Source organism: Cloacibacterium sp. TD35, assembly GCF_028864635.1.
In the GTDB taxonomy this organism is placed as follows: domain Bacteria; phylum Bacteroidota; class Bacteroidia; order Flavobacteriales; family Weeksellaceae; genus Cloacibacterium.
Map to the genome: position 1 here is coordinate 1,444,390 of NZ_CP104850.1, position 20,598 is coordinate 1,464,987.

19 protein-coding genes are annotated in these 20,598 nt (G+C 31.3%); 10 read left to right on the forward strand and 9 right to left on the reverse strand.

Translation table 11 applies throughout. The annotated features are described in order from the left end of the window. Positions 1–273 precede the first annotated feature (273 nt). A complete protein-coding gene (locus tag N7277_RS06720; protein WP_274778809.1) occupies positions 274–1,212 on the reverse strand; it encodes a sulfate/molybdate ABC transporter ATP-binding protein in 939 nt (312 codons plus the stop codon). Between the two features lie 91 nt (positions 1,213–1,303). On the opposite strand from N7277_RS06720, the gene N7277_RS06725 reads away from it, so the two are divergent. After that, positions 1,304–1,960 carry a YceI family protein gene (locus N7277_RS06725; protein ID WP_274778810.1) on the forward strand — a complete coding sequence of 219 codons (657 nt, stop codon included), beginning with the start codon at positions 1,304–1,306 and terminating at the stop codon, positions 1,958–1,960. Positions 1,961–2,102: 142 nt separating this feature from the next. Next, positions 2,103–3,113, forward strand: a complete 1,011-nt coding sequence (pheS, locus tag N7277_RS06730) for a phenylalanine--tRNA ligase subunit alpha (RefSeq protein WP_274778811.1) — start codon at positions 2,103–2,105, stop codon at positions 3,111–3,113. A 75-nt stretch (positions 3,114–3,188) separates the two neighbouring features. Here the strand turns inward: pheS and N7277_RS06735 are convergent, their stop codons facing one another. Continuing rightward, entirely contained in the window at positions 3,189–5,615 is a 2,427-nt protein-coding gene (locus N7277_RS06735; RefSeq protein ID WP_274778812.1) for a DUF5916 domain-containing protein, read from the reverse strand. Between the two features lie 133 nt (positions 5,616–5,748). Beyond that, complete coding sequence (locus N7277_RS06740) at positions 5,749–6,513, reverse strand: DUF3108 domain-containing protein (protein ID WP_274778813.1); 765 nt, start codon at positions 6,511–6,513, stop codon at positions 5,749–5,751. Between the two features lie 185 nt (positions 6,514–6,698). On the opposite strand from N7277_RS06740, the gene N7277_RS06745 reads away from it, so the two are divergent. Both N7277_RS06745 and N7277_RS06750 read left to right on the forward strand, forming a co-directional pair. Beyond that, a complete protein-coding gene (locus N7277_RS06745) occupies positions 6,699–7,751 on the forward strand; it encodes an NAD(P)/FAD-dependent oxidoreductase (RefSeq protein WP_274778814.1) in 1,053 nt (350 codons plus the stop codon). Between the two features lie 52 nt (positions 7,752–7,803). Continuing rightward, positions 7,804–8,136: a 2Fe-2S iron-sulfur cluster-binding protein gene (locus tag N7277_RS06750; protein ID WP_274778815.1), complete on the forward strand. Its 333-nt coding sequence runs from the start codon at positions 7,804–7,806 to the stop codon at positions 8,134–8,136. Positions 8,137–8,205: 69 nt separating this feature from the next. Here the strand turns inward: N7277_RS06750 and N7277_RS06755 are convergent, their stop codons facing one another. The 3 genes from N7277_RS06755 to N7277_RS06765 all read right to left on the reverse strand — a co-directional run bounded on the left by N7277_RS06755 (position 8,206) and on the right by N7277_RS06765 (position 10,759). After that, positions 8,206–9,648, reverse strand: coding sequence for an aminoacyl-histidine dipeptidase (locus N7277_RS06755; protein ID WP_274778816.1), 1,443 nt, complete (start codon positions 9,646–9,648; stop codon positions 8,206–8,208). A gap of 78 nt (positions 9,649–9,726) precedes the next feature. Further along, positions 9,727–10,110, reverse strand: coding sequence for a hypothetical protein (locus tag N7277_RS06760; protein ID WP_274778817.1), 384 nt, complete (start codon positions 10,108–10,110; stop codon positions 9,727–9,729). 46 nt (positions 10,111–10,156) lie between these two features. Beyond that, positions 10,157–10,759, reverse strand: a complete 603-nt coding sequence (locus N7277_RS06765) for a hypothetical protein (RefSeq protein WP_274780813.1) — start codon at positions 10,757–10,759, stop codon at positions 10,157–10,159. Positions 10,760–10,829: 70 nt separating this feature from the next. Between N7277_RS06765 and recR the strand changes: the two genes are divergently transcribed. Beyond that, positions 10,830–11,441 carry a recombination mediator RecR gene (recR, locus tag N7277_RS06770; protein ID WP_274778818.1) on the forward strand — a complete coding sequence of 204 codons (612 nt, stop codon included), beginning with the start codon at positions 10,830–10,832 and terminating at the stop codon, positions 11,439–11,441. Here recR and N7277_RS06775 read toward each other — a convergent pair. Further along, complete coding sequence (locus N7277_RS06775) at positions 11,438–11,932, reverse strand: hypothetical protein (RefSeq protein ID WP_274778819.1); 495 nt, start codon at positions 11,930–11,932, stop codon at positions 11,438–11,440. The genes recR and N7277_RS06775 overlap by 4 nt on opposite strands. Before the next feature lie 1,358 nt (positions 11,933–13,290). On the opposite strand from N7277_RS06775, the gene N7277_RS06780 reads away from it, so the two are divergent. From N7277_RS06780 to N7277_RS06795, 4 genes are read left to right on the forward strand one after another with little or no spacing between them, the layout of a single operon-like run. Beyond that, entirely contained in the window at positions 13,291–14,241 is a 951-nt protein-coding gene (locus N7277_RS06780) for a hypothetical protein (protein WP_274778820.1), read from the forward strand. Beyond that, on the forward strand, positions 14,229–15,029 hold the full coding sequence (locus N7277_RS06785; RefSeq protein WP_274778821.1) for a glycosyltransferase family 2 protein: 801 nt from the start codon (positions 14,229–14,231) through the stop codon (positions 15,027–15,029). Before N7277_RS06780 ends, N7277_RS06785 begins: the two co-directional genes overlap by 13 nt. A gap of 4 nt (positions 15,030–15,033) precedes the next feature. Further along, positions 15,034–16,164: an NAD-dependent epimerase/dehydratase family protein gene (locus tag N7277_RS06790; protein WP_274778822.1), complete on the forward strand. Its 1,131-nt coding sequence runs from the start codon at positions 15,034–15,036 to the stop codon at positions 16,162–16,164. Further along, complete coding sequence (locus tag N7277_RS06795) at positions 16,161–17,183, forward strand: hypothetical protein (protein ID WP_274778823.1); 1,023 nt, start codon at positions 16,161–16,163, stop codon at positions 17,181–17,183. The genes N7277_RS06790 and N7277_RS06795 overlap by 4 nt, the downstream gene beginning before the upstream one ends. 51 nt (positions 17,184–17,234) lie before the next feature. Here the strand turns inward: N7277_RS06795 and secG are convergent, their stop codons facing one another. Both secG and N7277_RS06805 read right to left on the reverse strand, forming a co-directional pair. After that, positions 17,235–17,573 (reverse strand): preprotein translocase subunit SecG, encoded by a 339-nt coding sequence (gene secG / locus N7277_RS06800; protein WP_069799356.1) that lies wholly within the window; start codon positions 17,571–17,573, stop codon positions 17,235–17,237. Between the two features lie 67 nt (positions 17,574–17,640). Next, on the reverse strand, positions 17,641–18,129 hold the full coding sequence (locus N7277_RS06805) for a hypothetical protein (protein ID WP_274778824.1): 489 nt from the start codon (positions 18,127–18,129) through the stop codon (positions 17,641–17,643). Between the two features lie 114 nt (positions 18,130–18,243). On the opposite strand from N7277_RS06805, the gene N7277_RS06810 reads away from it, so the two are divergent. Beyond that, positions 18,244–20,568, forward strand: a complete 2,325-nt coding sequence (locus N7277_RS06810; protein WP_274778825.1) for an ATP-dependent helicase — start codon at positions 18,244–18,246, stop codon at positions 20,566–20,568. Positions 20,569–20,598: the final 30 nt, after the last annotated feature.

The following is a 20,598-nucleotide window of genomic DNA, read 5'->3' on the forward strand; positions in this document are numbered from 1 at the left end:
AAAATATGAAACGCAAGGATTTAATCTTTGCGTTTTTTTATGCATAAAAAAAGGAAAGATTTGGCAGGGTTCTTTTCTAAGACTTTGATTGTTCGTATGAAACGAATCTAATTTCAGTCCATCAAGGCAGAAAGAGAATTAACCAAAAATTTCCTTACGTTTTTCAGGGATGACAAAATTAATAAATTTTCTACAAATGAGTAAAAAATTTTTGTGAACTTGATGATTAATGAAGTTCTAAAATTTTGAAATGATTGTGAATAGCTGAATTTTCTAAATATTGATTTTAATTTTCACATTTCCCTCTAATCTGTTTTCTGAGTACATAATAAGCGGAATATTATGAACCAAAATTTTATTCCAATAATGGTTTCCTGCGAATCTACTCTCTACAATTTGAGCATCTAACCCATTTTCGGTGAGTTTTACTTGATGCGGGAAGAAATAATTTTTAGAAATGTCTAGTACAGATTTTTCTTCTTCGGAAATGGTGTTTACTTCGCCCAGAAGTTTTGCTACGTATGCGTTGTAAGGATTTCTGAAGGTTTCTTCAGCATTGTCATTTTGAATCAATCGTCCTTCTTGTAACACAATAATTTGGTCAGTCCAAGGAAGAATTTCTTGAATTTCGTGGGTAGAAATCATCACAGAAAGTTCATGTTCTTTAGCATAATTAAACAAACGCTCTCTCAATTCCATTTTTCTAGAATAATCCAAATTACTGAAAGGTTCGTCTAATAGAAGTAGTTTCGGCATTACAGAAAGTGCTCTGGCAATGGCAACACGCTGTTGCTGACCACCGCTCAAGTTTTTTGGCAAAATATGAGCGTAATCTTCTAATCCTACTACTTTTAAAAGCTCCTGAATTTTTTGCTTTTTCTCCGAAAGATTGGTGTTAGAAATAAATTTTCCTATGTTTTCTGCCACGGTAAGATAGGGCATTAAATCATAATTTTGAGAAACCAGCTTCATGCCCAATTCTCCTGGAACAATGTTACCTTTCGGTCCGAAAAGTCTTTCGTCTTCCAAATAAATTTCTCCGCTTTGCCAATCAAACAAACCGTAAATAATATTAAGAAGAGTAGATTTTCCACAGCCAGATTCGCCAGCCAAAGCAATAATTTTACCTTTTACTACAGAAAGATTGATATTTCTGAAAAGTAAAGTTCCGGGTTTGTAACCGAAATATAAGTTTCTAACATTCAAAAGCATATACAAAAATAAGCATAATAAAAGAATTTTTGAAAATTTGAAGAGAAATTTCTTACTTTAGCAGAAGTAAAATGATAAAAAACAGTTAAAAATGAAAAAGAATTTATATAGAGCCTTAGGGATTTTAGCCATCTCATTTTTAGTTCTTTCTTGTGGTAAAGATAAACCTGTATCTAGCGAAGCTAACGAAGTTTTAACCGAAACAGATGGTGTACTCTACAAAGTAGACACCATGAATAGTAGAATAGAGTGGAAAGGTTATAAAGTGCTAAAGTCTGATCAAACCACACATTTTGGTTCTATAAAATTTGAAAGTGGAGATGTTACCGTAAAAGAAGGTAAACTGCAATCAGGAAAATTTGTGGCGGATATTACCACATTAGAAAATATAGATTTAAAAGATGACCAAGAAATGAAAGCTAAATTAGAGGGTCATCTAAAAAGTGGAGATTTCTTCGAAGTAGAAAAATTTCCTACTGCTTCTTATGAAATAACCAAAGTAACCGAAAATACAGCTGGAGATTACAATACGCTTTTAGAAGGAAATCTTACGATTAAGGGTATTACAAAACCAGTACATTTTAAGGCAAATGTAACCGTTTCTGGCGAAAATGTAAACATCGCAACTGAGCCTACAGACATTAACAGAGAAGATTTCGGGTTGAAATTTGAGCTTCCTCTAGAAAATGGTTTGCTGAACAAAGAAATTAACCTTCAGATTTTGGTAAAGGCTTTAGAAAACAAGTAATTCTAAAGCGCCAAGTTGAAAAAAATAGGAACTCGCAGTTTTGTGAGTTCTTTTTTTATGACTTAAGTTCGGGATTATTCTGTGAAGGTTTTTGTGGTTAAAAATTAAAAATCGTATTTTTGCAATTCTATAAAGCAAACCGATGTTAGAAAAGATAGATGAGTTATTGAAAGAAGTGCAAGGTTTTACTTCTACTAACAAAGACGAAATAGAACAATTTCGTATCAAATTCAATGGTAAAAAAGGAATTTTAAATGATTTTTTCGAAAAATTTAAAGAAGTTCCGAATGAGCAGAAAAAAGAATTTGGTCAAAAAATCAATACACTCAAACAAGTCGTAAATACTAAGTTAGAAGAGTTGAAAGAAGCTACTTCTAGCCAAATCATTTTAGAAAAAGAAGACCTTACGAAACCTGCTTTTCCGTTGGAATTAGGTTCGCGTCATCCTATTAATTTAGTTAAAGGCAGAATTATTGAGATTTTTAAATCTATTGGTTTTGCAGTTTCTGATGGACCAGAAATAGAAGATGATTGGCACAACTTTACTGCGCTTAATTTACCAGAATATCATCCTGCAAGAGATATGCAAGATACATTCTTCATTGAGCAAAATCCAGATGTTTTATTAAGAACGCATACTTCTTCGGTGCAGATTCGTCATATGGAAGAAAATCAGCCGCCAATTAGAATTCTTTCTCCGGGAAGAGTTTTCAGAAACGAAGCTATTTCTTCTCGTTCACACTGTATTTTTCACCAAATAGAAGGTTTATATATAGACGAAAACGTGAGTTTTGCAGATTTGAAACAGACTTTGCAGTTTTTCACTACAGAACTTTTCGGAAAATCAAAAATCAGAATGAGACCTTCTTATTTCCCTTTTACAGAGCCAAGTGCAGAAGTAGATGTATATTGGGGACTGAATTCTGAAACTGATTACAGAATTACCAAAGGAACCGGTTGGTTAGAAATTATGGGTTGCGGAATGGTAGATCCTGCCGTTCTTAAAAATGTAAATATTGATGCGGATAAATACTCTGGTTATGCATTCGGAATGGGAATTGAGAGAATCGTAATGTTGCTTTATCAATTGGGAGACATCAGAATGTTCTTCGAAAATGATAAGAGAATGCTAGAGCAATTCGGGCATTTATAAATTAGAATTTATTATTGAAATTTTCAGAAATGATAAAAAGAAAGCGTTCAAAATTTTTTGAACGCTTTTTTATTTTTAAGATTTTTTGAACCAATTTTTTGCTCTGTTGTAATCTAAGAAATAAGTAATTCTGAGTGAAAGGTTGTTAATCATAGGTTCATTGAACAATCGGTCAAAATTATCTCTCATGCTTAATCTGGCTACATCTAAGAAATTTTGAGCTTGATTTCTGTACAGTAAAGTGAGCTGTGAACCTGGTGCAAACCACCAACTGTAGCGTAAATCTAGATTCCATGAATTGAAGGTTCCGTCTCTGTTTTCTGTGAAACTAGTGTCTGGATTAAGTTCTCCATTATCTTTTAATGTATAAAATTGTCTGTAGGCAACTTCTGAAAAATAATGACGGAAAGTAAGGTTAATCGCCATTTTTTCATTAAATGTATATTGAGAAGAAACACTATTTTCTACAGAGTTTCTTAATCTTCGGCCAATGAAAATGTTCGTGGCATCTTTTCCTACAAATCCTGTTTCATTGTTATAATTAGCATAATTTAAAGTATGAAAAATAGAAAAATGGTCATTAAATCGATATCGGGTATTGATTTCAGACATGTAGGTAATTCTCTTGTCTTCATTATATTTATAAAACTCTACATAACCACCGATTTTGAATTTTTTCCTTTCGTCTGTATTGGCAAAAATCCAAGGATTATACATGGCTGGAATAAATAAGTATTTACCAAAAGTTCTCGGTTCGTAAATATCATTAGTTCCAAGTGGTTTTACCATTAATCCTCCTCCGTAATTGAAGAAATTTTTATTGGTAATTTGTAAATTTTGGTGAATCACGAAATCTGCAAATAAATCAGTTTCTAACCTTCTGTTGTTGTTTACTTTAAGGCTGTAATTTAATTGATTGATATTGCCTTTTGGTTGCAAATAACGGTAATTATAATTAGCACTATAATTCACATAATTGGTCTGTCCAGTAAATCCTAAGTCATTAATGTCATAGTTTTTATCTCTCAAAAAAACATCTGCACCGAATTGATGGCCTTTAATAATTTGATTAAAACCAGCATTTGTTTCAAAGCCGAATTTTTGTTTTTGATTTTCGAAAACCCAACTTCCTTCTGTGGAACCGTAAACATTAAAAGTATTTTTCTTATTGGTTAAATCGAGGAAAACTCCAGTTGCATTAGCATCTCTGAAATCTCCGCTTCTCATTACGCTCGTATTGATGAGTGAAACCGAAGAGTTTTCGCGAAATCTTTGGTCTAAAACAAAAACATTATAATTTGCCAAAGGTTCTGTTACTTCTTTTCTGATTTCACCAGTGTTGATATTTCTGATGGAAGCTTCGGTTTTTTCGGTAATGGCATTGAAAAATCCAATTCCTAAGCCTTTCTTAGTTCTTCCTGAAATTTTAGTAGCGTTGAAAAGTTTTACTTTTTCTGGATTTTCAGCAAATTTTTCATTGGCAGCAAGATGAGGGAATTTACTCGGGAAACCACCAATTCTTCTGGAATAAAACATGTTTCCTTTGTTGAAAAGTTCTGTTCCTTCATTGAAAAACGAACGCTGTTCACTGAATTGTTGTTCAAATGGTCCCAAATTTAGAACGGTAGCATCAAAATTGGTTTGTCCAAAATCTGGAATTAAAGTGGTGTCTAATGTAAAAGCGTCATTAATTCCATATTTCACATCCATTCCGCCATTTACATTGGTAGTGGTTTTTCCGTCATAATAATTTACATAACTCGAAAAATAGGGAAGGAATGACAATCTGGTAGGCGTTTGTATATTTTCTACACCATTTAGAATACCGTCATATAATAAGAAGCTTCCTTTTTGATTGTTCACATGATTCCATGTATAAGCGGTTTTCAATCTATTAATTTGTCGGAAAAAATTAATTCCCCATTGTTGTCTTTCGCTTTCAGGAAATCTCATTTCGAAATAAGGGATTTTCATTTCTACAGACCAACCATTTTCTAAAATTTTCACGCCAGAATACCAAATTCCGTTCCATGAAAAATCTTCGCCATTTTGGTTAGTAATTTTACTATCTGCTTGTACACCTGCAGCCGTTACGAATAACTCTAAACTCTGCTGTTTATCATTATATCCATTAATAAATAGTACGAAAAAATCATCATTTCCTATATTGTCTCTTTCGGTAAGTTCTTTCCCGATTTTAGAAGGTTCTTTGTCATACATCATCGCAGAAACATAAATCCCGGTATCGTCATAAGCGACTTTTACTTCTGTTTTGAAGTCAGGATTTTCAGTTTTACCATTATTAGGTCTTAGTTCTATAAAATCGTTGGCAATAGGTGCGTTTTTCCAAATATCATCATCAAGAATTCCATCAATCTTTGGTGCTTTTTCTACTCTTACTGCATTGATGGTTTTCCGGGTAATGTTTTCGGTTTTTTCTTCTTGTGCCGAGGAAAAACCTACAAAAAGAAAAGTGAATAAGATGATGATTTGAACTTTCATGTATTTTTATTTAGAGAAATTAGTTGCAAAAAAAAATCATTTGTTTCAAGTAGAACAACTAATCTTTTAGTTTTATTACATAAAGCGCAAAAAAATCCAACAATTTTTGTCGGATTTTATATTTCTTAAAATTTTATTTAGAAAAATTCAAAGGGTATTTTACATTAGCGTATCCGTCTATACTTGCTTTTAGAGAACCTACTAGAAGTTCTGCTCTAATTTCTACAGGAACGTGGTTCTCGTCGTTGGTTACCCACATTGTAACGCCTTCTTGGGATTTAAAAATTCTACCACTCATTACGTAAGGTTTAATTTTAAGGCAAGAAATGTCCCCAAATTTGGTGGTTTTGTTTTCCACAGCAACTACTTTTAGCATAAAAGGATAAGATTCATCATCAATCCAAACGTTCATTTTAATATTGCTCCCTACTTTAAACTTTGACTGATCCATACTTCTAAGATTGTAAAAAGAAGAAAGCATGTCTTGAATTCCTCTCATGGTTTTAAAATTTTTAGAAGTCTGGTCTAGTTTGTTGGTGAGTGTAAGTGATTGATTATCATGGTTAAATTCGGTTTCGTAATGTCTTCTGTAGCCACCTTCCGAAACGTTTCTCACATAATAACTTGGCAATCCAGTTGCGATATTTATATAACTTTCATAGATATCATCTACTTTGAAAAAAGCTCTTACTGCACCAGTACTTCTCCCAACTCCTGTCACTCTGTAATGAGGTTTTCCTTTAAAAGTGATTTGGTTAGTGGTCAATGTAGCAGTGCCTGCATTTAAGAAACCATAGTGCAGTCTATAAGAAAGTTTTTCACCACTTTTAATATTGTCAATTTGTGAAAAAACAGTGATTGAAATTAATAAAAATATAAAATTGAATATTTTTTTCATAATCGATTTTTAAATAATTATTCCCTCGCAAATTCTTTGCCAAAATTTTAAAGTGGCCGTTTTATAGATAATCAGTATTGATAAATCTCATAAAAGTTACATAGGCCAAACCACAAAATTTGCTATATTTGCAAAAAATGAAAAGTTTTTATTCGTAATTCAAATTTACAATAAAAAATATATAAATGATAAATACAGATTTATTGATTATCGGAGCCGGACCAACCGGTCTTTTTGCTGTTTTTGAGGCAGGGTTACTTAAAATTAAATGTCACATCATAGATGCATTACCACAGCCTGGTGGTCAACTTGCAGAGTTATATCCTAAGAAGCCAATTTTTGATATTCCTGGTTATCCATCAGTGTTAGCGGGGGAGTTGGTAGATAATTTAATGGAACAAATTAAACAGTTTGAACCTGGATTTACCTTGGCAGAAACTGCAACTACTCTTCATAAATTAGAAGACGGAACTTTCGAAGTGATTACCAATAAAGGTACAGTTCACCGTGCAAAAGCCGTTGCAATTGCTGGTGGTTTAGGAACTTTCGAGCCTAGAAAACCTTTGATTGACAATATTGCAGACTACGAAGAAAAAGGGGTAGAATATTTTGTGAAAAATCCTGAGCATTTCAGAGATAAAAATATTGTAATTGCTGGTGGTGGTGATTCTGCACTAGACTGGAGTATTTTCTTGTCTAATGTGGCAAAATCTGTTACACTTATTCACCGTAGAAATGAGTTTAGAGGTGCTCTTGACTCTGTAGAAAAGGTACAAGAACTTAAAAATGCTGGTAAAATTAATTTGATTACCCCAGCAGAAGTAATTGGTTTAAAAGGCGATGGTCATATAGAAGCGATTACGATTGACAAAGAAGGTGAAGTTTACGATTTAGAAACAGATTATTTTATTCCGCTTTTTGGATTGACTCCTAAATTGGGTGATATAGCGAACTGGGGATTAGAAATAGAAAAAAATGCGATTGTAGTGAATAACGCTTTGGATTATCAAACCAATATTGAAGGTGTTTATGCAATTGGCGACGTAAATACTTATCCAGGAAAATTAAAACTAATTTTATGTGGTTTCCACGAAGCAACTTTGATGTGTCAAAGTGTCTACAATAGAATGAATCCTGGTAGAAAATATGTCTTAAAATATACCACTGTAAGTGGAGTAGATGGTTTTGACGGAACTAGAAAAGAAGCTGAAAAAGCAGTAGTAAAGAAAATTGATTAAGTGGTAAGATGCTTGATGTTGCATCCATCATCTTACACCCAACAAAAATATTATGGCATTAGACGTAAACATAAAAATTACAGATAGAAACGGAGTTACCCATGAAGTAGCAGCGCCTACAGACATGGCTATGAACTTAATGGAAGTAGTAAAACTCTATGAATTAGCGGAAGAAGGAACGATTGGTGTTTGCGGAGGAATGGCAATGTGTGCTTCTTGTCAATGCTATGTAAATAGTGATACTTCGCTTCCTGAAAAATCAGATGAAGAAGAAGCGATGCTTTCTGAAGCTTATAATGTGAGAGAAAATTCAAGATTAGGCTGCCAGATTCACATCACCGAAGATTTGGAAGGTTTAGAAGTAGAATTGGCACCTTATGAATAATTGAAGTAAAAAGATAAAGAAAAAAGACGCAAATTTTTGCGTCTTTTTTTATGGGTAATTATTTGATAATTAATTTTTTACAGGAATGTTTTTCAAGATTTCTTGTAAATATTTCCAGAATTTTTGAGCAGATGGAATATTCGCTCTTTCGTCTGGAGAATGCGCTCCTCTAATCGTAGGCCCGAAACTTACCATTTCCATTTTTGGATAATTAGCGCCAATAATTCCGCATTCTAAACCAGCATGACAAGCAACAACGTGAGGTTTTGCTCCGAAATCTTTTTCATAAATTTCGGTCATGATTTTAATGATTTCTGCACCTGGTTTTGGTTTCCAGCCTGGGTATGATCCCGAAAAGTCAACTTGCATTCCTGCCAGTTCAAAAACAGATTTCAGTTGTTCGGCAACAGCCATTTTGGTAGATTCTACTGAAGAACGAGTAAGATTTAAGATTTTTAAACCTCCGTTTTTCAATTCTACTCTTGCAATATTATTAGATGCTTCTACTAAATCTGCAACGTCTGGAGACATTCTGTATACACCATTGTGAGCAGATTTTAAAGCTAAAATAATTTTTTTAGAGTCATCCACAGAAAGTCCGTTTTCTGTATTTTCAGCGGTATCGAAATTAATTTCTAAATCTTTTTCAACCGAAGCTAGTTCTTCTAAAATATCAGATTTAATGGCTTCTAATTTTTGTAAATATTCAGAAGTATTATTTACGGCAACCAAAGCGTGAGCTTCTCTAGGAATAGCGTTTCTCAATCCGCCTCCGTCAATAGAAATCAATTGAATTTGGTTTGAAACTCCAGTATAAAGTAATCTTCCCAGAATCACATTAGAGTTTCCGAAACCTTTGTGAATATCCATTCCAGAGTGACCACCTTGTAAACCTTTGATTTCAATTTTTACAAAATTTGCAGAAGTGGAAGTCAGATTATAGCTTGCAGAAGCCGTTACATCGATACCACCAGCACAACCTATATCTATTTCGTCATCTTCTTCTGTATCTAGATTTAATAAAATTTCACCCGTTATTTGACCAGGTTTTAAACCAAGCGCACCTGTCATTCCAGTTTCTTCATCTATGGTAAAAAGAGCTTCAATAGAAGGATGAGCAATGTCTGTACTTTCTAAAATACTCATAATGGCTGCAACTCCTAGTCCGTTATCTGCGCCTAAAGTGGTTCCTTTTGCTTTCACCCAGTCTCCGTCTACATACATTTCGATTCCTTGTGTTTCAAAATCGAAATCTACATCATTATTTTTCTGACAAACCATGTCAAGGTGAGATTGTAAAACCACTGTTTGACGGTTTTCCATTCCTGCGGTTGCTGGTTTTTTGATGATGACGTTTCCTACTTCGTCTACAGAAGTTGATAAACCAAGATTTTCGCCAAAATTTTTAATAAAAGCGATAACTCTTTCTTCCTTTTTAGAAGGACGTGGAACGGCGTTGAGTGCCGCGAAGTTTTTCCAAATATTTTGAGGTTCTAAATGGGTAATTGACATATAAAATGATTTCTTACAAAGATAATGAATCATGAAAATGTAAGCACAAAAAAAACCTGCAAAATGCAGGCTTTTCTTTTATTCTTTAGCAAGTAAATCTACTTGTTCGTAAATTCTTTTTTTGTATTGTTCTAATTCTTCGTTGTATTTTTCTAAAAATAATTGAGCACTCATTTCGTAAACCGCCTTATTAATGGTGGTAAAGTCTTTTTCGTTTTGCTTCATCAGTGTTTTGTAATCTTCATCAGAAAGTTGCTCTTTTTTTGATTTAATATATTTTTTTATGTCAAAATAATATTTGCTAATTTCTAGATTTGCTTCATTATTTTTGAACAAATTATCATTAACTGTAAAATAAGTTTGATAGTTATCGCTCTCTCTCTTTACATTATTAGAAGCGCTTTGCTGCGCAAAAGTAGTCACAGAAAAGATTATTGCAGAAAGTAATATTAGTTTTTTCATAAGTTATTGGATTTTATTAAAGATAATAAGTATTTTATATTCGATGTTAACCTTTTGCTCTTTCTAAAAGAACCATCATCATTAGGCTTAAAACCACTAAAGTTTCGTCTTCATCTGCAATATCATTGATTTGGTCTAACTGAAATTTTCTACCAAAAAATGAAGGCATCTTTTTCAAACGATAAATTTCTTTTCCATTATTGTCATGAACGATATAAGTAGGATTGAAAAAATAACCTGTAAAAATCCCCAAAATAGGAATCTCGGTAAAGAATCCGTCTATAATTTTTACCCAAGCATTTTCTTCCTGAACTTTATATTTTTGGTCGTCAAAAGCATCTAAAACAAAATATGTTGCTTTCCAAATAGAGCGCATTCCTTTTCTGGTGATTTTTCCTAAATTCTTTCCAGTGTGGTCTGTTATGGCATAACTTGCGTTAAAATCTATCCATTGATTGGCTCTAATTCTAAAGTTTTCCTGCGTTCTAGTTTCATTATTGTAAACAACTACATCTTCTTTTAGTTTGAATAATTTTTGACGAACATAAGCCAAGGAATTTCCGTTTTTGTCAGAAATATTGAAATCACTCGCCAATGTAGAAATTTTGAATTTTAAAAATAGCGGATACTGAAGATTCTGCATAGAAATATATTTTGGATAAAGATAATTTTAAATATTCAGATTTTCAGATTTTCAAATTAAAAAGTACATTTGTATAATGAATTTTCCTAGTAAAGTTTTAGAAAAAGCCGTAGAAGAAATTTCTAGTTTGCCTGGAATTGGCAAAAAATCTGCATTGAGACTTGCTTTGCATCTGCTTCGCGTTCCAGAATCTCAAGGAATGGCGCTTGGTAAGGCTATACAGAAATTGGTAACAGAAATTAAATACTGTCAGGAGTGTCATAATTTTTCAGATGAGGATATTTGCGAAATTTGCAGTAATCATAAGAGAAATGATGACGTGCTCTGTATTGTAGAAGATGTAAGAGATGTAATGGCGATAGAAAATACAGCTAAATTTAATGGTAAATATTTGGTTTTGGGCGGTAAAATTTCTCCCATGGAAGGAATTGGACCACACCAATTGAATATTTCTTCGATTGAAAGAAAGTTGAACGAAGGAAAAGTAAAAGAATTAATATTTGCCCTTTCTGCAACCATGGAAGGTGATACTACAGCATATTATTTATACAAAAAATTCAAAGAATTTCCGGTGACTTTTTCTACTATTGCTCGTGGAATTTCTGTGGGTGATGAACTAGAATATGCAGACGAAATTTCCCTAGGAAGAAGTATTGTAAACCGATTACCTTACAACGAGTCTAATTAATTATAAATTATTAATTCTGTATCTTTTGGAAGCTGTTTTTTTAAATTTTTAAGAGACTCAAGTAAGTCTTTTTTTAAATTACTATTTTGGGGAATATAAAAACTTACTTTGTTATCACCGAATACTTGGTGATGTAGATTTTTTAATTCTGCAATTTTTACTCTCGTCTTCATTTTATCATTGGAAAACCAGCTGTCGTAAATTACCATTAAATCATAATTTACATGATTTAGATAGTATTTATATTGTTCTGGATTATTTTTCTTTAAAATTAAAATATTAGTAGAGCCTAGTCCCATTAAATCTATAATTTTTACATCTGAGAAGTAACAAATTGCACCAATATCATTAGCGATTACAGTTTTTATTTTTTTATTTTTTTGTAAAAACATCCCTATTTGTACTTGTTGACTATAAATATTCTTTGCAGAAAATTCTAAATCTTTTTCAGATTGTAAAAATCTAGGTGTGAAGAAGGCAAAAATGAGCAATATAGTAGCTAAATAATATCTGTTTGTGTATTTTATTACGTTTTTTTTAAAAAATAATGGAACAGATACGATAATTAAAGTGAGGAGATACGATTCATATCTGTATAACCAATTAAATTTTGCAAATAATGAATGTAATATAATAGTAATGAATATTATTAAAAAAGTATCATTTTTTAATAAAATATTATATAATTTTTTATAAAGTTCCTTTTTCGTTTTTTTATTAAGCGTAAAATTTAAAAATATAATAATGATTAAAAAAAATATAATTGAGATTATAATAATCTTCCCTATAATACTGGTTTGCTGAAAAAAAACGAAAGGATTTAATGATAAGTTACCTTTAACTAATAAACTGTTTGGGAAAAAAAGCCACCTTTTTTTATGGAAAATAATCCAAAACTTATAACTGGGATTAATGATAATGTTAAAATTGTGATGGCTTCGAAATTTCTTTTTTTTATCAATAGAAAAATTATAGCTGGAAATAATATAAATAAGCTTTCGTATCTAGAAATAATTAAAAAGAAGGATGAAAGATAAACAAGGTATAGATGGTTATTTTTTAAGTAATTACTTTCAACCCATTTAAATAAACTTAACCAAAAAATTGTGATAAAAGATATATGCAAAACATGTTCTAATCCCGTAACTGTTTGTATTTTTAATAAAACAATGAAATATAAGCCAGTAAATATAGATGCTAATACTTATTGGTTCATCTTTGAAATATAAATAAATAATTATTAGAAATAAATTTGCAATGAATATGTTTAGATATAATGATACAAGTGGATTATTCTCCCATAAATTCATTAAAGATGACAATAAAATGCTAAAAAATGGAGATGATGAAGTACTACTGAATTCATGTCTAGTAATACCCCAAACTTCATGAAAACTAATGTTTTTAGCTATACTAAGATGGATGTAACTGTCGTCTAAAGGATAATAGTAATCTCCAAATTTTTCTTTTAAATCGTTTATGTAATTTATGACATCAAAATTGAAAATTACTATGGCAAGTATTAAGATAAAGAAGGATAAATATATGTTTTTTTTCATTAGAGTATGACTATAATACAAATGTAAATAAATTTATAGTATGCTATATTTTTGTATCAAGGGTAGTTTTTGTATTTTAGTAAATAAATTTAGAGATGTATAATTGCTCCATAAAAAAAATAAATGTTTTATTATTAATTTACTTGTTTATAAATAGTTTGTTTATAATAAAATATACTTCCAATTTTGAAGTTTTTATATTGATTATCTATAATTTATTGATTTTTAATTTATTGTGTTTCTATGATAAAATAAACTTAAATGAAAGGATATATACATTTCTCTTTTTCATGTTTATTATAGTTTTTTTTCTTTTTACTATTTATCTAAACTATTCTGTAGACGGTAATACTCTAAATGTAGATCGATGGTCTGCTCTGGAAAACGGAGTAAAAGCTCTAATTAATGGAGATTATCCATATAATTTCTTAAGTCACATGCAGCATAAATCATCTAATTTGCCTATGCTGATGATTTTAGGATTGCCTTTTTATCTTATTTTTGGGAGTGTAGGGTATTTACAATCTTTTTGTTTTCTTCTTTTTGCCTTTTTAATCTATAAGATGTTTGAATCTTACAAAGAAAGGATATTAATACTTTTACTCATCATATTATCTCCAAGTTATGTATATGAAGTATACACCAAAAGTGATATGATGTCTAATTTTATAATCTTGCTATTGGGAATGTATTTAATTTTGAGAAACCTAGAACAAAAGAGTGCAAAAAAAATAATGATTTTAGGATTATTTTCATCAATGCTATTTTTAACAAGAATATCTAGTGTTATTCCTTTACTCTTGGTTTTATTTTATCCATTCATAAGTTTTTCTTTAAAAGATAAATTAATTTTTATAATATCATCCCTTACAACTTCTATCATTATATTATATATAGGTTTTCATAATGCAGATAACTTTTCAGAAATTGTAAAAAATAATCCTTTTACAGTTCAGGCTACTAGGCAACCTTTATATATTACTCTAAGTTTTGTGATTTTATCTATTCTATTGTCTTTTAGGATTAAAGCTAAGTCACAATATTATAGTTTTTCTGGACTTTTATTGTTTATGATGATCTTCATTTTCTTTATAATAAGTTTATTAAATTATGGATTACAAAATGTTATCGCGAATTCCTATTTTGATGTCAGTTACTTTAATATGTGTATGCCCTTTGTTATAGTGTCAATTGGGTTAATGTTTTTTAATAATAAAAGATTAAAATTGTGGTCTCTGTAATTATTCCTCTATATAACGCAGAAACTACCATTTTAGCAGCACTAGAATCGGTAAAGAATCAATATGGTAATTTTGATTTTGAAATTATAGTAGTGAATGATGGCTCTACAGATTCTAGTATATATAGAGTAAAGGAATTTATAGAAAAAAAATCAGAACTCAATATTCAGTTGATTCATCAAGAAAACAAAGGGGTTTCTGCGGCTAGAAATACGGGTTTGAGAATGGCTAAAGGTGAATTTATAGCTCTTCTTGATGCAGACGATGTGTGGCTTCCTCATAAAACTGCTGAACAATTAAAAATATTACAACAGCTTTCGTTAGATGTTGATTTTATTTCATGTAGAATTAATGATAACAAGTTGCTTTTTCCTTACTTTTCTAAAAATAAATTAGTGAAAGTTACATTTAGAAAACTGCTCATTAGAAATGGAATTCCTACACCTACAGTAATTTTTAAAAGAAAAGTACTTTCTAACACAGGTTTTTTTGATGATAATCAGAAATTTGCTGAAGACCACAACTATTGGTTGAAAATTTCACTTCATAACAAAATGTATATATTAGACGAGAGTTTAGTGATTGCTGGAGGTGGAAAAAGAACTTTTGGTGTTTCTGGTTTATCAGCTAATTTGAAAAAAATGAAAAAAGGTTTTGCTAAAAATATTTTAGAGATGTATGAGGGTAATAGAATAAATGTAATAGAATATTTTTGTTTGAAATTTTTTTATGAAGCAAAATATTGGTTACTTTTAGTTAGACAATTTTTTTTTAACCTCAATAAATAATTCTATGAATATATTGATAACTGGTGGCGCTGGCTTTATTGGGAGTAATCTTAGTCTCAGACTTTTAGAAAAAGGTTATCAGGTAACCGTTTTAGATAATTTATTGCCTCAAGTGCATGGCGAAAATCCAGAGGAAGAATCTCCGCTATTTCAGAATATTTTAGGTAAAGTAAATTTTATTAAAGGAGATGTAACCAAAAAATCTGATTGGTTAAAAGCTATTAAGCAGCAAGATAGCATTATCCATTTGGCTGCATTAACAGGAACTGGTCAATCTATGTATCAGATAGATAAATATACAGATGTTAATGTTTCTGGAACTGCAAAAATGTTAGATGTTTTGGTAAATGAGAATCATCAAATTAAAAAAGTAATCCTAGCATCTTCCAGAGCAGTTTATGGTGAAGGAAAATATTTTCATAAAGATTTAGGGATTGTTTATCCAAAATCTAGAAATTTAGAAAATATGGAAAAAGGTGAATTCGAAATAAAAAATGAAAGTGGAAAAACACTTAAGCCACTTCCTACTGACGAATCATCACTACTGCAGCCTATTTCGGTTTATGGAATTACCAAACAAATTCAAGAACAACTAGTAATGTCTGTTTGTAGTTCAGTTAATATTGATGCAATTGCGCTAAGATTTCAGAATGTATATGGTGCTGGACAGTCTTTACAAAACCCGTATACAGGAATTCTTTCTATTTTTTCTAGTCAAATATTGAATGATGAAAACCTCAATATTTTTGAAGATGGTGAAGAATCTAGAGATTTTATTTATATAGACGATGCAGTAGAAGCTATCATTTTATCCCTAGAAAATACAGATGTAAAGAATAAAGTTTTTAACATCGGGACTGGAGTTTCTACTACCGTTTTAGAGTTGGCAAAAACTCTAAAAAAATATTATAATAAAGATATTGAAATTAATATTTCGGGACAGTTTAGAATAGGAGATATTAGACATAATTTTGCAGATATTTCTTTAGCGCAAGAAAAACTGAGTTTTTTCCCAAAAGTTTCTTTTGAGGAAGGCATTAGAAAATTTACTACTTGGGTTCTCAAACAAAATATGGGTAAAATAAAATATAATCAATCATTACATGAGATGATTGAAAAAGGACTTTTAAAATGAATCAACTTAAAAATAAAAGAATACTTTTTATTTCCGTACATTTTTTTTACTACGAAAAAGCAATTGTTTCTAAACTCGAAGAATTAGGAGCAGAAGTTGATTTTTATGATGATAGACCTTCTAATTCTCTCATTACTAAAGGTATTGTAAGATTAAACAAAAAACTGGTTTCTTTTAAAATTAATAATTATTATAAAAGCATTTTAAAAGAAATAAAACATAAAAATTATGATTATTTTTTTCTCATAAAAGGAGAGGCTATTCCTCAATTTTTTATAAAAGAATTGAAAACAAATCTTCCTAATCTCAAGACAATATATTACAGTTTTGACTCATTTGAAGAATATCCTCATCTTATTTCCCATTTAGATGATTTTGATGAAAAATTTACTTTTGACAGAAACGATGCGCAAAAATTCGGTTTACATTTCCGACCTTTATTTTTTATAGATGAGTATTTTAAAGAAAGGTTGGTAAAAAAAACTATAGAATTTGATATTGCATTTGTAGGAAGTGCACATACAGACAGATACATTATCGGCGAAAAAGTAAGAAATGTTGCGGAAAAACTTCATTTAAAAACTCATTTTTATTATTACGCAATGAGTAGATTTATTTTTATGATAAAAAAAATATTTGATAAAAAATTAAAATATTTCAATATAAAAAAGCTTAGTTTTAAAACACTTTCTCATCAACAAATTATTGAAATTTATCAAAAGACAAAATCCGTATTAGATATCAATAAACCATTTCAAAATGGATTAACCATTAGAACTTTTGAAGTTTTAGCATTAGGCAAAAAACTCATTACCACAAATGCAGATGTAATAAATTATCCATTTTATCATCCACAAAATATTTTGATTATAAACAGAGAAAATATAATCTTAGAAAAATTTTTCTTTGAAACAGAATTCAAAGAAATTGAAAATAAAATTTTACAGAAAATGTCTTTAGAATCTTTTATAGAATGCCTTTTTGTAAAAAATCAAGATGAATATTGGAACAACCAATAAAAAAGCGATTCAGAATTTCTGAATCGCTTTTTAAATATCGTAAATAATAAATTATTTCGTAGCAGTTGGTTTTTGAACCGGAGCCTGTGGAGCTGATTGAGCAGGAGCTTTAGCTTCTTTTTTCTCTGGTGCATTTACGTCTTTAATTTGTACGCTTGGTTTTGCTGTAAGCACTACACTTAAGAAAATCAATGAAACAATGATAATTGCTAATACCCAAGTTGCTTTTTCCATAAAATCATTCGTTCTCTGTACGCCGAATTGTGCAGAAGAACCGCCGAACGTAGCAGATAAACCTCCACCTTTTGGGTTTTGTGCCATTACAATAATAACTAATAAAACACAAGCTATGATGATTAACACCATGAAAAGACTAAATATAGTACTCATCTTATATTAAAATTTTTGAGTTGCAAATGTAGTGATTATTTTTATAAAATTTGTAAAATATTATAAATTAATTTGTTGGTAAAGGTGCGCCAACTGGAATATCACATCTGTGACCAGGCTGTCCGTGTGCAGGATTCATACCATCTGCTACTGTTGTAGAATTGGCATTGTTTTCTGTTGGAGCAATAGGATTAGTTGTAGTAGTTTGAATATCAGGGGTTTTTACCGTTATAGCTTCTGCTTTTTTAGAATTTAATGGAGCGCCAACTGGGATGTCACATCTGTGATTCGGTTGTCCGTGTGGTGGATTCATTCCCGGTGCAGTTTGCTGCGGCTGATTGCTTGAAATGGTGTTGCTCTGTGATGCAGTAGGCGCAGAGTTATTCATCGTGATAGGCGCAGAATTCTGTTTACTTACAGCATTTGATGAATCAGAAGCCGATGCATTTTCCTGCTCATAAGATGCCAATTCAGGAGAAAGGGTTTCAGGGGCTTCATTTTTTTTCTGACAAGAAAGCAAAGCGAGCGCTATTAAAACTAAAGATATTTTTTTCATATTTTTTATTTAAAATCAAAACGATAAAATTAACTTGATATTTATTGATTGTAAATCTAAGTAAAATTTAGATTTAAATTTTATAAATTCGCAGCACAAAAATTTTTGCACAGAATGGATTATTTGAAAGGACTCAACGAACCTCAGTATGAAGCAGTTACCACTTTGCACGGACCATTGATGGTTTTGGCAGGGGCGGGTTCTGGTAAAACGAGAGTTCTTACGATGAGAATTGCACATTTAATTACCAACGGAATTGATCCTTTTAATATTTTGGCACTTACATTTACCAACAAAGCCGCCAAAGAAATGAAACTGCGTATTGCAAAAGTAGTAGGAGAAGGAAATGCCAAATCTCTTTGGATGGGAACTTTCCACTCTGTGTTTGCTAGAATTCTGAGAAGCGAAGCACATTATCTCGGCTTTCCTTCTAATTTTACCATTTATGATACGCAAGATTCTCTGAATGTTCTTAAAAAAGTCTTGAAAGACCTGAATATTGACCAAGAATTATACAAGCCTAAAAAAGTTCAATCCAGAATTTCTACCTATAAAAATAATCTAATCACGGTTCGTGCGTATCAGAATAATCCTGAATTAATCGAAGCAGACGAACGTGCAAACATGAAATACATTGGCAAAATTTACGAGAAATATGTAGAGCAGTGTTTCAGAAATGGCGCGATGGATTTTGATGATTTACTCTTGAGAACCAATGAATTATTGACCAGATTTCCTGAAGTTCTAGCGAAATATCAAGACCGTTTCAGATATATTTTGGTAGATGAGTACCAAGATACCAACCATTCTCAATATTTAATTGTAAAAGCACTTTCTTCAAAATTTGAAAATATTTGTGTAGTAGGAGATGATGCACAGTCCATTTACTCTTTCCGTGGTGCGAATATTTATAATATTTTGAACTTCAAGAAAGATTATCCAGATGCCAAAACCGTTTCTCTGGAGCAGAATTACCGTTCTACGCAAAATATCGTGAACGCTGCGAATGTAGTCATTGCCAGAAACAAAGAACAGTTCAAGAAAAATGTATTCAGTGATAATGAAGTAGGCGATAAAATAAAGGTTTTCAGAGCGCTTTCAGATGCAGACGAAGCCAATTTTGTAGCGAATAATATTTGGGAACAGCACAATGCAAACCAAAGAAAATTTACAGATTTTGCCATTTTATATAGAACCAATTCCCAGACCAGAGCTTTCGAAGATGCGCTGAGACGTAAAAATATTCCGTACAGAGTTTATGGCGGTTTAAGTTTCTACCAAAGAAAAGAAATCAAGGATTTGGTGGCGTATTTAAGACTTTTGGTCAATGAAAATGATAGTGAAGCTTTGCTTAGAGTCATCAATTATCCTACTCGTGGAATTGGAGAAACGACTCAAAATAAATTGATTGTTTTTGCGGATTCACAAAATGTGAGTTTGGCAAACGTTTTAGATAATTTGGGGATTTATGCACCACATTTAGGTTTTAACAATGGCGTGATTTCTAAATTAGCAGATTTCTGGAGCATGATTAAAGCCTTCCAAGTGATGCTAAAAACCGAAAATGTGTACACCGTTGCGATGGAAGTTGCCCAAAGAAGTGGTTTAATCAAGTTTTTGAAAGACGACCAAACTCCTGAAGGAATTTCTAGAGTAGAAAACGTGCAAGAACTCATGAACTCTATGCAGGGTTTCATAGAGGAGCAGCAACAGTTAGAAGACGGTGACCCAAGTTTATCAAATTTCCTAGAAAATATTGCTCTTTCTACAGACCAGGACAAGAAATCTGAAAACGAAGACCAGGTTTCTTTGATGACGATTCACTTGTCAAAAGGATTGGAGTTTCCAGTGGTTCATTTGGTAGGTTTAGAAGAAAATTTGTTCCCAAGTTTTATGAGTTCTTCCACACGTGAAGAGCTGGAAGAAGAGCGAAGATTATTCTACGTAGCTTTAACCAGAGCCGAAAAACAGGTGTTCTTTTCTTATGCCGTTTCTAGATTTCAATGGGGTAAAATTACAGATGCAGAACCTTCCAGATTCTTAAGCGAAGTAGACGAAGAGTATATAGAATTCTTAAATCCAGTGTTAGAAAGCAGATTTGTGAATAAATCTGGGTTAAGTTCTGATATTTTTGGAGATAACTTTTCAGAACCAAGATTCTTCAAAAAAGCAGAAAAGAAAAAACTGCCAAGTTCTGATGAGCCAAAACCTTTACCTAAAAATTTAAAGCCAGTTGCTTCGGCAAAAATCATCAATCCGAGCGGAAATTCTTCTCAAGATATTGAAGTAGGAGACCGAGTTCGCCATGATAGATTTGGAGTAGGAGAAGTGATTTTCCTTGATGGAACCGACCCAGAAAACATTAAAGCTAAAGTGAAATTTGTAACTGAAGGAGAAAAAAATCTAATCCTAAAATTTGCAAAATTGACGAAAATATAAACGATGAAACGTGCTTATTTGCACGTTTTT

Excerpts from the sequence above, each read along its gene's own strand:
- N7277_RS06755 (WP_274778816.1), bottom strand. The coding sequence starts at position 9,648 with ATGTCAATTACCCATTTAGAACCTCAAAATATTTGGAAAAACTTCGCG.
- N7277_RS06745 (WP_274778814.1), top strand. The coding sequence starts at position 6,699 with ATGATAAATACAGATTTATTGATTATCGGAGCCGGACCAACCGGTCTT.
- N7277_RS06740 (WP_274778813.1), bottom strand. The coding sequence starts at position 6,513 with ATGAAAAAAATATTCAATTTTATATTTTTATTAATTTCAATCACTGTT.
- N7277_RS06760 (WP_274778817.1), bottom strand. The coding sequence starts at position 10,110 with ATGAAAAAACTAATATTACTTTCTGCAATAATCTTTTCTGTGACTACT.
- N7277_RS06790 (WP_274778822.1), top strand. The coding sequence starts at position 15,034 with ATGAATATATTGATAACTGGTGGCGCTGGCTTTATTGGGAGTAATCTT.
- N7277_RS06720 (WP_274778809.1), bottom strand. The coding sequence starts at position 1,212 with ATGCTTTTGAATGTTAGAAACTTATATTTCGGTTACAAACCCGGAACT.
- N7277_RS06795 (WP_274778823.1), top strand. The coding sequence starts at position 16,161 with ATGAATCAACTTAAAAATAAAAGAATACTTTTTATTTCCGTACATTTT.
- pheS (WP_274778811.1), top strand. The coding sequence starts at position 2,103 with ATGTTAGAAAAGATAGATGAGTTATTGAAAGAAGTGCAAGGTTTTACT.
- N7277_RS06810 (WP_274778825.1), top strand. The coding sequence starts at position 18,244 with ATGGATTATTTGAAAGGACTCAACGAACCTCAGTATGAAGCAGTTACC.
- N7277_RS06780 (WP_274778820.1), top strand. The coding sequence starts at position 13,291 with ATGTTTATTATAGTTTTTTTTCTTTTTACTATTTATCTAAACTATTCT.
- N7277_RS06725 (WP_274778810.1), top strand. The coding sequence starts at position 1,304 with ATGAAAAAGAATTTATATAGAGCCTTAGGGATTTTAGCCATCTCATTT.
- N7277_RS06805 (WP_274778824.1), bottom strand. The coding sequence starts at position 18,129 with ATGAAAAAAATATCTTTAGTTTTAATAGCGCTCGCTTTGCTTTCTTGT.
- secG (WP_069799356.1), bottom strand. The coding sequence starts at position 17,573 with ATGAGTACTATATTTAGTCTTTTCATGGTGTTAATCATCATAGCTTGT.
- recR (WP_274778818.1), top strand. The coding sequence starts at position 10,830 with ATGAATTTTCCTAGTAAAGTTTTAGAAAAAGCCGTAGAAGAAATTTCT.
- N7277_RS06735 (WP_274778812.1), bottom strand. The coding sequence starts at position 5,615 with ATGAAAGTTCAAATCATCATCTTATTCACTTTTCTTTTTGTAGGTTTT.
- N7277_RS06750 (WP_274778815.1), top strand. The coding sequence starts at position 7,804 with ATGGCATTAGACGTAAACATAAAAATTACAGATAGAAACGGAGTTACC.